This window comes from Anatilimnocola floriformis, from assembly GCF_024256385.1.
In the GTDB taxonomy this organism is placed as follows: domain Bacteria; phylum Planctomycetota; class Planctomycetia; order Pirellulales; family Pirellulaceae; genus Anatilimnocola; species Anatilimnocola floriformis.
Window position 1 is genome coordinate 589,873 of sequence record NZ_JAMLFW010000002.1, and the last position, 14,279, is coordinate 604,151.

The window sequence follows — 14,279 nt, forward strand, 5'->3', positions numbered from 1 at the left end:
CTGTAGTTGGTTTCGGGCCTGCTGGCCTATACTGGCGACTTGTGCGCACGGAAGCGCGCAAACAGAATCTCAATTTTTCAGGAGACATTCCGCCGCGCGATCCTTCGCGCGCGGAAGCGAACGATGTTCGGACAAGGAAGTCCGCATTTCGAATCGTCTCAACTGCTGCGCAGCGCGCAGCGGTGGTTCTGGCCCTGCGCCCTTTTGTTCGCCCTCATTATCGGCAACGCTTCGCAGATTCTTGCGAATGAATTGGACCTGCGACTCAGAATTGCTTGGGGCGGCGGCGAAGCCTGCTCCTGGCAAGGCTCGATCGAGTTGAGCGAAGGAACGCTCAGCGATGTTCAGCCGCTGGGGCTCGAAGCCGATTCGCCTGGTGCGCTGCAAATGGTCAGTGCGCAGTCGCTGCGAGTTTTTCCGCGCATGCCGCGGACTTACGACGGTTGCGATCTGCACGTCGTCGCGCCGGGTACGGCGGTTCTGCGCGTGAACCTGTTTCCCGCCGGCGGCGCTGCTGGCGAAGTGATCGAGCTGCCGCTGGATAAACTGAAGCAAGGTTTTCACAGTTTGAATCTCGATGAGCATCGCAATCGCCTGCTCGTGCAACGCTCGCCGGGCGATACCTTGCGGGTAAACATCGAGCGCGAGCATTTGATCTATTCGCCCGGCGAAAAGTTCAGCTGCGAAGTGCTGCCGAATGCTTTTCCGCTGACACCGAACACGGCTTACATCCTGAGTGCCGCACTGGTTGAAGCTCGCGGTGGTCGCGAACGCAATCGCCTCGATCTCGAAATCAAGTCCGACGATCAAGGCGCGGCCTCGGCTGTCGCCGCCACGGAGTTTGCATTGCCGCTCGACGAAGGCGTGTACGACGTGGTCTTCTCGCTCTACGTCAAGCGTCTCACGACGCCACTCCTGCGTGGCAAGCCCGTACTCGAACGCCGCGTGCAACTCGTCGTTGTCGATCCTGTTCTCCGTCCACCGCTGGGAACCAGCGAATGGAAGACGACCTGGGAAATCGATCCCGCCAATCCGAAGTGGTGGGAGCGCATGACGCGCATTCCCACGCTGCCGAAGTTGCCGGGCCTGACCACGCAAGCGCTGACCAACGGCGAATCGCAAACGCACTCGCACCTCGGCCGCACGTGGGTGCAACTGCCGGCGAATGTGTGGCAAGCGTATCCGCTGAGCGTCGAAGAGATCGGTCGGCCGCACGTGCTGCAGGTGGAATATCCCAGCGATCTGCCGCAAAGCCTGGGCATCAGCATTGTTGAACCAAACGCCGCCGGCCAGGTCGTGCCGATCGGTCTCGATACCGGCGTCGATGTTTCGCCCCCAGCGGCCGGCGTCGAAGCCAAGGTCACGCGGCATCGCGTCATCTTCTGGCCGCAAACGAAGGCGCCAGTCGTGCTCCTCACCAATCGTCGCCCAGGACAGGCGGCGTGGTTTGGCAAGATTAGTCTGCAAGCCGGGCCGATTACCTTGCCGCCGATTCGCTTGCCGGCGACGAAAGTCGCGCAGCGGATGCTGGCCACTTGCCTCGAACGGCCACTCATTGCCGAAAACTTTTCCGCCGGCGAAGCGCTCGATCCTACGACGGGCCGCACGCTCGACGATTGGGTGACGTTCTATCTCGCGACCACGCGGCTCGTCGAATATCTACAGCACACCGGCAGCGGCGTGATCATGCTGCCCGTCGTCTGTGAAGGAAGCTCGCTCTATCCGAGTCAATTGCTTGAACCTACGCCGCGGTATGACACCGGCTTGTTCTTCGAGAGTGGTCAGGATCCGCTTCGCAAGGATGTGCTCGAACTGCTGCTGCGACTCTGCGATCGCTCGGGCGTGCAATGCGTGCCGACGTTGCAATTCAACACGCCGATCCCGGAACTCGAACGTCAACGCTTGCTCGATCCCGCCAACGCAACCGGCATCGAACCCCTCGGTATCGACGGCAGGCCGATCCTCGCGCGACGGCCACCGCGCCGCGGCTTGGCTCCGTATTACAATCCGCTCGATGCCCGCGTGCAGCAAGCGATGCAGCGCGTCGTGCATGAGCTCACCGCTCGCTACGCCGAGCACCCGTCCCTCACCGGCATTGGTTTGCAACTCGGTCCCGAGTCGTTCGCGCTGCTGCCCGATGATCAAAGCGGCTGCGATATGCGGACGCTCCTTGCTTTCCAAAAACAAACGGGCGTCTCTCTGAGCGACCTGCAACCGCAGCAACCCAACTGGCGCATCGAAGCCCTGCAGTCGATCCGCACCAACGCGCGCACGGCCTGGCTCAACTGGCGGTCGCAACAGATTGCCGGTTTCTATCGCAACTTGCAACGAACCGTCGAACAAAATCATCCCGGCGGTAAGCTATTCGTTCTCCCCGGCGAACTCCTCGCCGCGCGGCCGATTCAGTTCGCGCTACGACCAACACTTCCCGCCCAAGATCAGGCCGCCGCTGCATTCGCCGCGTTCGGCTTTGACCCGCGGCAGTTCGCTGCCGATCAGTCAATCATCCTGCCGTTTCCGCAGCGGATCGCGCCGGAGTTTATCGGTCTGTCGACGGCCTATCATGCTTGGGGAAATGGAACCGATCTGCCGGCGCTCTTCACCGGCGCGGCCTACTCGACGCAAGTCTCCTTCGAGCCAGCGCCGCTCGCGCTGCCGTCGTTCGATCAAGTCAGCCCTTTCGGCGCCGAGCAGACTCGCCTCTGGCTAGTGCCGCAGTTCGCTCGTTCCGAAGCTCTGCATCGCGAACGCTTCGTCCATTCGATTTCGACGAGCGACACGCGGCTGCTGATCGAAGGTGGTTGGATGACGCCGCTCGGCCAGGAAGATGCGCTCACCTCGCTCTTGAAGGTCTACCGCCGTTTGCCCGATGAACCATTCCAAACGGCCCAGCCGAAGAACGGCATTGGCTCGCAGCAGCCTGTGGTCCTGCGGACGCTCGTTCGCCGCGGCAAAACGTACTTCTACTGCACGAACGATTCGCCGTGGCCCGTGACCGTCGAAATCGATTGGCAAGCCGCTGGCAAAGTCACCATCGAGCCCTATAGCTCGCTCCGCGATGCGAGCTCGACGACCAACGGCACGCGCACGACTTGGACCGTCAAACTTGAACCATACGACCTGATGGGTGGTGAGATCGCCAACGCCAACACGACGGTCGAAACCTGGCGCACCACGCTGCCGACCGCAGCCGCCGATGATTTGCGCGAGCAAGTTCGCCAGCTCCGCTTCCGCGCCAATGCGCTTCGCTCGCCACGGGCCAAGGAAGTCCTCAGCAATCCTTCGTTCGAAAAAATGACCGACGCCGGCGCGCCGACCGGTTGGGTGCATGCTCAAGGTCCGCATGTGAACGCCGAGATCGACATTGATCAACCGCATGACGGCAAGCAATCGCTCCATTTAGAAAGCACGCGCGATCCGCTCGGTCGGCCGGCGCCGGCCTGGGTTCGCAGCGATCCCATTCCCGTGCCGACCACGGGCCGCTTGTCGGTGGTCGCTCATTTGCGCATCGCCGATCCCGCGCGACAGCCACGGCTGCGACTGGCGATCGAAGGCAAGCTCGACGGCCAACCGTACTACCGCTGGTCCAATGTCGGCATCGGCGAAGACGGCAAGCCGCTGAAAGTGCAGCTGCAAAACCAGTGGAACTCCTACCGCTTTCCCCTCACTGATTTGCCTCTCAGCGGACTCACCGATCTCCGCATCGGCTTCGATTTGATGGATGAAGGAGAAGTCTGGATCGACGACATTCAGGTCTACGATCTCTGGTTCGACGATCACGAACGCGACGAACTCCTCAAGGGCATTGCCTCGGCTGACTTTGAATTGACGTCGGGTCAACTCGTCCCCTGTCAGCGGTTCCTCGAGAGCTACTGGCCCTTGTACCTGCGCAACCATGTTGCCGGGCAGGCGACCACGGTCAGCGCGGCAGCGCCGCCGAAGGTGATCGCTGCCAATCCCGTCATGAAGCCCGCGAGCGTAGCCGCCGAAGCAATCAATCACGCCGTGAAACAAGTCACGCCGCCCGCCGTTGGACCTGCTGCCAAAGTCGACCGCAGCAAGCGAGCCGAACGGGTCGAACGCGATCCCGAAGAAGAACCAAAGCCCGGCATGTTCGAACGAATGCGCAACAACTGGTGGCCGAGCCGAGCAGAAAAAGAAAAGACGACGCGTTGATCGCTCAGGTTTCTGCGTAGGACGGATTTGCGCTCACGCTTCCTCGCCAGCTTCGCTGCCATCCGCTTTCGTGCCTACGATCTTGCCGAGGTCGCCCATCGTTTCCGAAAAGACAATCGGTGGGACATCGCCGAAGGCGATTAGTCGTTCGTCCTGTTCGTTGTGCGGCTCGTCGTAGGTGTAGCTGCCGACTTCTACGCTGCCGCTTCTTACGAAGTAGAACTTGCCGAGCTTGATCGAGTCTTCCAGGCCCATGCTGATGCCCATGCCGTCGAGTTCGAGAATGGCATCGGCCCGCGCGCCGGGAAAGCTTTTGCGATAGGACGAAATGCAACCGCCATCGATCACGCTGCCGCGCTGCCAGCCGAGTCGTTCGGCGCGGCTGCGGAAGGTCATGGCGCTCAGCGGAGTGTTTTCGTACTTGCGCGAAATCTTCGTCGCGTGATCCTCTTCGGCGGGAGAAATCACGGGGCGCGCGATCTGCAAGATCGGCGTAGCGATGTTGTAATCGGCCAAGTGCGTCGCCCACGCTTGTCGTGCCGCGGGCGTTAGTTCCAGCGGATGGACGAGTCCGATTTGTCCTTGCTGCGGCAGCGCGACGGCGGTATCGGTCTCATCCGTCAGCGTCCGATCTTCGAGAGCGCGAAAAGGTTTGACGAGCTTATTGCCCTCATCGTAGATCGCCCAAATCATCTGCGTGGCAAACGGGAAGAGGAGCGGATGCTGCAGATAAAGTTCCTGCCAGCGCGCGATGGGCCAGCGGAACTGGCGAACCATCAAGTTCTCGATGCGCGCGAGTTGGCCTTTGATCACTTCGCGAATCGTGGCGTTGAGGTCCTTGAACTCGGCTTTGGTTTCGGCGGGGACGCCGGATGGCAACGAGGCAACCTTTTTGCCTTTGACCAAATCGCGGAACTCAAGCTTGTGATCGAGGCCGACGCGAACTTCGATTTTCTTATCGCCGGCTTCGATCAGCCGCGGCTGACCAGGTTCGAAACCAAGCCAGGGCACAACGCGATCGCCTAGTTCATCGGGCGTCATGCCGAGGCGCTCGGCGGTATCGGCAAAGGCTTCGCTGGCAGCCTTGCCGATGTTTTTCTGTTTGCTGCGATAACGAATCGAGAGGGCATCGACCGCGCACAGCGCTACATCGCCTGCCTGCAGGGCGAGAGCCTGCGCGGCGTATTCGGCGAGCTTGCCCCGATTAGCATCGACCCATTTGCGAATCTGCTGCATCAACGGCGCGACGATTCGATCGTCGCCAAGCAAAGCGGCAGCCGCGAGCAGCCAACGATCTTCGGCGTCCATCTTCGAGCCGAAAAAATGCGCCAGCAGCGACACCGCAAAATCGCCGCTGCTGCTGCGGTCGATCAAAGCATATAGTGGCTTGGCTTCGACATCGGGCCGCATTTCTTTCGCCCGCGATTGGCGATAGAGCAGATAGCGAACCTGCTGCGCGGTCAGCTGCTGTTGATCCTGAGCGAACCGCAGTGGAGGCAGCTTCGTGTCATCAAGCCATTCCAATACCTGCTCCGTCAGCTTGCTCTCGGCGCGCTCGATGCGTTCATTCACATCATCGCGAGTCAGCTTTTTGCCTTGCTTCTCCCACACCGTATCGAGCGCGAGCAGGATTTGATCGCGTACTTCTTCGTCCGTCTCGACATCGACGCGGGCCTCGAGCGCGGCGATGGCGGCTGGCGATTCGATGGTTTGCAACAGCGTGACGGCAGCAGAGCGTACGGCAGACTTTTTCGCCGCCGCGAGCGGAATCGCTCGTTCCACCGCTGGTTCGCCGAGTCGCGCCAGGGCGCGAGCCGCAGCCGAGCGAACTGGCTTCGACTTATGCGCGAGCGTTTCCCAAACGAATTCTTGCATTCCGCTGAAATCGTAGTCAGAAACAACCTTCAAAATCTTTAGTACGTCGGTGCCTTCTTTCTCCGAGAGTCCTTTGTTCACCGCCAGCGCAATGGCTTCACGATCCTCGGGCTGATTCCAGACAACGAGCAGCTTGAGCGCAGCCAGGCGAGTTTCGAAACCTTTGCCTTCCAGTGCCGCGAGCGCAGCGGGCCGCGCCTGTTCTTGCAAAGCGTCGACGGTCAGTTGAAGGATGGGTGCCGTGAAGTGGATGGTGATGCAGTCGCGCAAGTAAGCGCAAATCTCCGGCAAGCCATCGACACCATACTGGGCGAGCAACCAACGGGCGGCTTTGTCGGCATGCTCGATGCGATTTTGGTAGGCGAGGATATGGCCGGCCTCTTGACGAGTGCGCGGCAGGTATTGCGGAAATGTTTCGGCCAGAATCGTGAGCGTTTCGAACACATCGCCACGGTTACCTGATGTCTCGGCGATGGCATCGAGAATGATTGGCTTGTACTTCTCAGCATCCACCTCGAGCAGAATGCGGACCGCGGCAGGATCGAGAATCGGACTGTTGGTCCATTTTCGCATCAAGAAATGCGGCGCGAGCTCGACGCCTCGCGCGGGATCGGAGCGAATGATAAAGGCCAGCGCGTCGGCAACTCGACTGCGCGGTGGGATGTTCGCCACGACTTCGCCCAGATTCGGCGCTGCGAGCACAAACCGTCCCGCCGAGTTCGTCGAGCCACCGTCGCGCGCCAGAGAATCACCGCTGCCAGCGATGAGTGCCGAAACCAACTGCTGCCGCTCGGCTTGATCATCGCCGATGATCGTCAGCAGCGGCGCGAGAAAATCCTGCTCCGGGGCTTCGCCTTCGCGATAAGGCTGCCGTAGCCAACTAAGAACGATCTCGGACCAGGCCTGCATCTTGGCAGCCGCCTGTACCAATCGCAGCACGTCGGCGTCGGCCTCACGTGGCGACGGCGAGAGTCGCAATACATGCCCGATCCAATTGACGAGCCACGGATTGGGTGGCGGCTTGAGCAGCTGCAACGTTTTGAGGTCAGCTTGCTCGACGTACTTCAATGTCTCGGCCGCGCCGTAACTCTGTTGGTTCGTCGCTTGATCCTTCAATCTAGCCAACCAATCCGCCATGAGTTTGCCTTCCGACGAGAGATCAAAGAACAGACCGTCGCCACATTCTCACCGCTGCTGCTGGCGAATTCCACACGCCCGCGCAACTTGCTAAATTCGTGACACTCCTCCGTAGTTTTCTCGCGGCGAATACGCACACTCCTCAGCATGTGAGAACAGATGGCCAGCACCGAAAAGGTCTTAAGACCGCCCGCCGAAATCTTATATGCGGACGAGCTGGCGGCACTCGCCAAAGCAGATAAATCGCCCAAGCCACCGGGTTGGAAGCTCTCGCCGAAGGCGGTGCGCTCGTTCATCTGCGGCAGCAAGACGCCCGCGGTCACTCGTAAATTTTTTGGCGACGACATTCTCGTTGAGCGTGCGATCATTGGCCTCGCCGGCAATCGCGGGCTCCTGATGGTCGGCGAACCAGGCACCGCCAAGTCGATGCTGTCGGAGTTGCTTTCCGCGGCGATCAGTGGCTGTTCGACGAACACCATTCAAGGCAGCTCCGGCACGACTGAAGATCAGATCAAGTATTCGTGGAACTACGCGCTGCTCCTCGCCGAAGGGCCTTCGCCGCGGGCGCTGGTCGCGGGGCCTTTGCATCAAGGAATGTCGACGGGTCAGATCGTGCGGTTCGAAGAAGTCACTCGTTGCCCGCCCGAAATTCAGGACGTGCTGATCAGCATCCTTTCCGAAAAACTGATGATGGTGCCGGAACTGAGCGGTGACGGTCGCGTGCTGCTCGGCAAACCGGGCTTCAACATCATTGCCACGGCGAATATTCGCGATCGCGGCGTGCATGAAATGTCGAGCGCGCTCAAACGGCGATTCAATTTCGAAACGGTCCATCCGATCGGCGAGCTCGCGCAGGAAGTCACGCTCGTTACCGATCAGTGCGAACACCTGCTGAAAGATGCTGCCGCCAAAGTGACCGTCAACCGCGATGTAATCGAAGTGCTTGTCACGACGTTTCATGATCTGCGCGAAGGCGTCACTGCCGATGGCGTGCAGGTCGAAAAACCGGCAACGGTCATGTCGACGGCCGAAGCCGTTTCGGTCGCGTTGCAAGCCTCGCTTGATGCTTATTACTACGGCGATGCGGTGCTCACCTCCGAGCACATCGGCCGGCACTTGGTCGGCGCGGTGATTAAGGACAATCCCGATGATCTGAAAAAACTGAAGCATTATTTCGACGTGGTGGTGCGCGAGCGGAGCAAAAACCAAGGTGGACCATGGGCCGATCTCGGCAAAGCTCGCAAGTGGCTGCGGTAAGCGAACCGGCAGAGGAACGGGCCGAGCTAACCGCGCTGGCGAAACAAGCGGCCCATTTCACGCCGCCGGAAATCGACCTCGCCGCTCGCGTGGTTTATTTCCCCGTGCGCCACCACAGCCCGGCCTGCGCCTGGCACGTCGACCGTCTGATTCGCGAGCTCAAACCAGCCGCAGTGCTGATCGAAGCCCCGCGCGATGCCACGCCGTTGATCCCGTTGCTCGTGAGCGAGCAAACGCAAATGCCGGTCGCGGTCTACGCGACGTATGTGAAACGCGAAAAAGATCTGCCGCCTGAACGGCACGCGGCGTACTATCCACTGTGTGATTTTTCGCCCGAACTCGCGGCGATCAAAGCGGGGCTCGCGGTCGCAGCCACCGTTTCATTCGTTGATCTGACCTTCCCGGAAAAAATCGCTGCCCGCGCGCTCGGCGGTGATGATCTAGAGCCCGACGATGAGCCAAAAAAATCAGGCCCCACCAGTTTGCAGGACGAAGGCTGGCTCAGTCACAGTCGATTGCTCAAAGCTGCCTGCATTCGCACCGGCGCGCGAGATCCCGATGATCTGTGGGATCATCTCTACGAAGTCGATTACCACACGCTCGATACTGCGACGTTCATGCGAAATGTGCTCACGTATTGTGCTCTGGCTCGCCACGATCATTCTCAGCAAGCGCTGATCGCTGACGGAACCATCGCCCGCGAACAAGCCATGGCGGCCGGTGTCGCGGCTCATCCGCAAGGGCGAGTTGTTGTCGTCACCGGCGGCTTTCACACCGTCGCGCTCGCGAAGACAACAGCGGCTCTTCCCAAGCCGATGAAAATCGCGCCCGATGATCACCAAGTCGTGCTGATGCGCTACACCTTCGAGCAACTCGATCGACTCAACGGTTACGCCAGCGGCATGCCGAGCCCGGAGTTCTATCAACGTTCGTGGGCCGATCAAGGGAACAACGCGGCAGAGCGATCCGCGTCGCAGTTGCTGGTCGAAATCGCCCGGCAATGCCGCAAAAAGAACCTGGGAACCTCGACGGCCGATGCCATCGCCGCCGTTGCCCATGCTCATCGATTAGCTGATCTCCGAGGTCATGTGATTCCCTCACGCGAAGATGTGCTCGATGGCGTGCGGAGCCTGTTCATCAAAGGAACCGATGATGCCGAAGGAGTTGCCGTGCTCGCCATCGCGCGAAAGTTGCTCGCCGGCGATCGCATCGGCAATGTGCCGCCGGATGCGGGTCAGCCGCCGATCGTGCATGACTTTCGCAATCAGGCCGCGGCGCTGAAACTGAAAATCGACAAGCTCGAAGAAACCACGGCGACACTCGACATCTACCGTAAGGTTGCCCATCGCGAAACGAGTCGCTTGTTTTATCGCCTGGCCTTTCTCGAAGTGCCGTTCGCGACGTTTGTTCGTGGACCCGATTTCGTCGCTGGCGCCAATCTCGAACGGATTCAGGAAGTCTGGAAATATCACTGGGCGCCGCAGACGGAGTCGACGCTCATCGAGCGTTCGCTCTACGGATCGACCGTCGAAGAAGCGGCTTCGAGCGTGCTCCTCGAACGATTTTCGGCTGCCACTGCAACGGGGCAGGCGAGTCCTGCCGCTGTCGCCACGAGTTTGATTCTGCACGCCTGCCGGATGGGCTTGCACGAGCACACACAAGATCTACTTGGCAAAGTAAATGAATTACTGGCGCACGACAGCTCGTTTCCCTCGCTCGCGCAGGCTCTCGAAAATCTTCTCGTGTTACAAGTTTCGCGCGAGCCACTCGAAGCCCATCATTTGCACGGCCTGACGGAACTCGCAACGGCTGCCTATCGCCGCGGCTGTTTTTTGCTTCCTTCACTCGTCAGCACGGCGAGCGAAGAAGAAGCGACGATGCTTGACGCGCTCAATTCGTTCCTGCAAGGCGTACGCACGCTCGGCGACAATCCTGATCCGCTGCAACTACGCTGCGAGGGCCTACGCGGGCTGCTCAACTCCACTGGCGGCAGTTCGGCGTTGCGCGGCGGTGCAGCTGGCTTGCTCTATGCCGACGGGCAACTTCCTGCAGAGGATTTGGTTCAACACTTGCGCGGTCATTTGCTCAGCTCGCGCGACGAAGGTGTTGATGGCCCAAACTTTTTACGCGGGCTGCTAAAAACGGCGCGGAATGTGATCTGGCAAACGCCCGAGTGCCTCGCTTGTTTGCAAACGGTAGTACACGACTGGGACGAATCGCGGTTCGTGAAAATGTTGCCGCTCTTGCGGCTCGCTCTCGCCGATCTCACGCCGCGTGAAACCGATCAGGTCGGCAAACAAGTTGCGGTGATGCCCGGCGCCGATAATCTGCAAGCCGCGTATCTCCCCGACGTCGACGCCGGCGAAATGCTCCGCGCCGTGGAAGTAAATCGGCTGATCAAAGAATCGCTCGCCCGCGATGGATTGGAGGCTTGGCTTGAGTAACACGCCCAACAGCGATAACGAAAATGATCTGCTCCGCTGGCGACTCATCCTCGGCCGCTTCGCCGAAAACACGCTCGGTGGTTGTGGTGGCGGCGGACAGCAGAATAAACAGGGTGGCGGCGGGAGTCGTTCGCGCTACGGCAAGATGGACCGTGTGCTCGACTACCTTTATGGCCGCGAGTACAGCGGCCGCGGCGTGCGCGGCCAAGGCAACGGCAAAGACGGCCAGGGAAATCGCGGCGATGGCCGCGGTGGCGGTCAGGAAGAAAGCGTGCTGACGGTTCCCGAGTGGCTACAGGAAGTACGCGAGCTATTTCCGAACGACACCGTCGACATCATTCAGCGTCACGCGCTCGATCGCTACGGCATGACCGAGCTCGTGACCGATCCCGAGGTCCTCGGCAAAATGGAGCCGAGCTATGAGCTGCTCAAAGCAATCCTCACGTTCAAAGGGATGATGAAAGGGGAAGTGCTCGAGATCGCTCGCAAAATCGTACGCCAAGTTGTCGAAGATCTCCGCCGCAAACTGGCCAAGGAAGTAAGGCAAGCGTTGTGGGGCCGTTTGAATAAGCAGCGCCGCAGCCGCTTGAAAGTGCTGCGCAATCTCGATTGGCAGCGAACGATCAAATCGAACCTGAAGAATTACAGTCCCGAGCGAAAACAGCTCGTCCTCGGCGCGCTCCACTTTTTTTCGCGAGTCGATCACCACATGCCCTGGCACATCATCATGGCCGTTGATTGCAGCGGCTCGATGATGGATAGCGTCATCTATAGCGCGGTGATGGCAGGTATCTTCAAAGGCTTGCCGACCGTGCGCGTCAGCCTGACGGCGTTCGACACCGCCATCGTCGACCTTTCGGATCAGATCGACGATCCCACGGAACTGCTGATGTCGGTGCAACTCGGCGGCGGCACGAACATCGGCGGCGCGCTCGAATATTGCGAAACGCTGGTTCGCACACCGACAAGGACGATCGTCGTCCTCGTGACCGATTTTTTTGAAGGCTACGATCCGCGCAACATGCTCGCATCGATCAAACGCTTGTGCGAAGCAGGCGTACGCGTGATCGGTCTGGCCGCCCTCGATGCAGTGGCACAACCTAGTTACGATCGCGGCATGGCCGAGCAGTGCGTCGCGGCGGGCGCACACGTGGCAGCACTCACTCCTCAACGATTGGCACAATGGCTGGGCACCATCCTTTCCTGACTCGCGTGCGCGCGATCGTTCGCACGCTCGATGACGACGCGCTAGCCGCGCTCGCCAACAAGGGGCTGCTGCGCCGCGCTCAAAAGGATTTGGAGACGAGCAAGCCGGAGATCAGCGGCTGCGATGATACGTGCGTGCGATTGAAATTCGCCGATGCTGCGGTCGAAGTGCCGGAGTTGCCGAGCAAAAGCAGATGCAATTGCCCGGCGACAGGCGTTTGCCGGCATATTCTCTCTGCGCTCCTCTATTTGCGCGATGATCCGCAGTTGGCGGCGCTCGATGCTCCCGTGCAAGGAGAGTTGTTTGCCGATGACGTGGCGGCAACCGCAACTGCCGCAACCCTTCTTTCCCCTGCCGAAGTGATCGGCGTCGCCACGGACGAAGAGATCCAGAAATGGGCAGGCAAGCCGACACTGAAGAAGGCTCAGAAGTTTCTTGCCGGGAGTCCGCCCTTCGAAATTGAAACCGAAGCCGCGCTCGTCATCCGCTTTCCCACACGCAATCTCACCTGCCGTTGGCTGGCGAGCGGCGGATTGCTCGGCATGGTCTGTTCCTGCCAGGCCGAGACGGTTTGCGAGCACGTCGTCGCGGCGGTCCTGGTGTATCAGGCGTCGCTCGGCAAACGAACGATTGTGGTTGAGCAGACTTTGCTTGAAGAATCTTCCGGCGCGCCGCGCACGCGGGCCGAAGTGCTCGCCAGCGTCGGCGCGGTGCTGCACGAGACGGTGGCGAATGGCATCGCGCGATTATCGGCGGCGACAGCGCAACGACTGGTGACTCTCGCCGTTTCTGCACATGGTGTCGATTTGCCGAGGCTCGAACGAATGCTGGCTGGACTTGCGCAAGAGATGCAACTGGTCGTGCGTCGCGATGCGCAGGCCAGCACCGCGCAGGTGTTGCTCGGGCTGTGCCGGCTAGAAGCGCTGCGAGCGGGACTCGAGAAGAATCCACTCCCCGTGCTCGTGGGCCAACATCGCTCGACATATTACGAAGTGGGCCAGCTCAACTTGACCGGCGTCGGTGCGCAGTGGTGGCGATCAAAGGGTGGCTATCACGGCGTGACGGTTTATTTTTGGGACGAGTCGGCCAAGGATTGGGCAAGTTGGAGTGAATCGCGCCCGATCGGCCAGACCGGCTTCGATCCCATCGGTCGTTTTCGCGCCGATGGCCCCTGGGCGGGTTGCGGCGCGCCGAGCGAAGCAGCGCGGAGCACAGTGAGATTGACGAACGCTTACCGAAATCTGACTGGCCGACTATCCGGCCGATCGGCGACTCAGGCCATTGTGACCGGACCGACACCGCTCAAAACACTCGCCGAAAAACTGCCGGTGATGAAGAATTGGAATGAGCTGTCGCCGCGCGTACACAAGATTTATGGCGGCGGCCTGACTGGCGCCACTGCCAATCAGGAACTCGTGCTGATTCAACCGACGAACTGGGGGCCGGCGAATTTCGATTCGCTGCGGCAGGAACTTTATCGACCGTTACTCGATGAACGAGGCCATCCGCTTTCGCTTTGGTTGCCGTTCACGCCAGAGTTGCGGGGCGCTGTCGAACTGCTGGAGAAGTTCACCGAGACTGACGGCTGCAGTATCTTCGGCGCGATTCGAATGGTCGCCGGAACGATCGTCGTGCAGCCGATTTCGCTGCTCACGCCCGACAAAATCATTCATTTAAATCTGGCACAGGCAAATGCAGTTCCCGCCGCAAAAACCAAGGCGGATCCAGCCGCGGCGGAAGAAGGTGTGCTGGATGTCGAAGAAGACGAATCGCCTGGGCTTGAACGGCAAGGAGTTGGCTCGGCCCTTTCGCGGCTGATCGTCACCGCTCAGGCGGAGCTCGAAGGACTTGTCGAGAACGGCCTCGTCGCGCGGCGAGGTCATGAAACGCTAGAGCGAATAGCGCAACGGTTCACGGCCCTCGGTTTGGGATCTTGCGCCGGCACATTGAAACTCCTGCATGGGCAACTAACTTCGACTTCGCGATTGGCCGAGCCGGAGTTTCAACATGCGGCCGCGGCGACGCTGTTGCGGGCGTACTTTATTTTGCAACTCGCGGCCGAGCAGGAATCGGTGGCGCTGGCAGCGGGGCAAGTAGCGTGACCGCCTACAAGCTAGCAGCACCTTCCGTCCCGAAATTGTGAAGAACCCGACAAGTTGTCGCCGATACATGAGCTAGGTGTC

The 14,279-nt window shown here is 60.2% G+C and carries 6 protein-coding genes; 5 read left to right on the forward strand and 1 reads right to left on the reverse strand.

Translation table 11 applies throughout. The features are described from left to right. Nucleotides 1-123 precede the first annotated feature (123 nt). Nucleotides 124-4,176 (forward strand): hypothetical protein, encoded by a 4,053-nt coding sequence (locus M9Q49_RS27095; RefSeq protein ID WP_254512439.1) that lies wholly within the window; start codon nucleotides 124-126, stop codon nucleotides 4,174-4,176. Nucleotides 4,177-4,209: 33 nt separating this feature from the next. On the opposite strand, the gene M9Q49_RS27100 is transcribed toward M9Q49_RS27095, so the two are convergent. After that, on the reverse strand, nucleotides 4,210-7,188 hold the full coding sequence (locus tag M9Q49_RS27100; RefSeq protein WP_254512440.1) for a DUF4132 domain-containing protein: 2,979 nt from the start codon (nucleotides 7,186-7,188) through the stop codon (nucleotides 4,210-4,212). A 159-nt stretch (nucleotides 7,189-7,347) separates the two neighbouring features. On the opposite strand from M9Q49_RS27100, the gene M9Q49_RS27105 reads away from it, so the two are divergent. From M9Q49_RS27105 to M9Q49_RS27120, 4 genes are read left to right on the forward strand one after another with little or no spacing between them, the layout of a single operon-like run. After that, the gene (locus tag M9Q49_RS27105; RefSeq protein WP_254512441.1) at nucleotides 7,348-8,445 is read left to right on the forward strand and encodes an ATP-binding protein; all 1,098 of its coding nucleotides are present in this window, start codon (nucleotides 7,348-7,350) and stop codon (nucleotides 8,443-8,445) included. After that, nucleotides 8,406-10,889: a DUF5682 family protein gene (locus M9Q49_RS27110; RefSeq protein ID WP_254512442.1), complete on the forward strand. Its 2,484-nt coding sequence runs from the start codon at nucleotides 8,406-8,408 to the stop codon at nucleotides 10,887-10,889. The genes M9Q49_RS27105 and M9Q49_RS27110 overlap by 40 nt, the downstream gene beginning before the upstream one ends. Continuing rightward, nucleotides 10,882-12,096, forward strand: coding sequence for a VWA domain-containing protein (locus M9Q49_RS27115; RefSeq protein ID WP_254512443.1), 1,215 nt, complete (start codon nucleotides 10,882-10,884; stop codon nucleotides 12,094-12,096). The genes M9Q49_RS27110 and M9Q49_RS27115 overlap by 8 nt, the downstream gene beginning before the upstream one ends. Beyond that, complete coding sequence (locus tag M9Q49_RS27120) at nucleotides 12,072-14,198, forward strand: SWIM zinc finger family protein (RefSeq protein WP_254512444.1); 2,127 nt, start codon at nucleotides 12,072-12,074, stop codon at nucleotides 14,196-14,198. The genes M9Q49_RS27115 and M9Q49_RS27120 overlap by 25 nt, the downstream gene beginning before the upstream one ends. Nucleotides 14,199-14,279 lie beyond the last annotated feature (81 nt).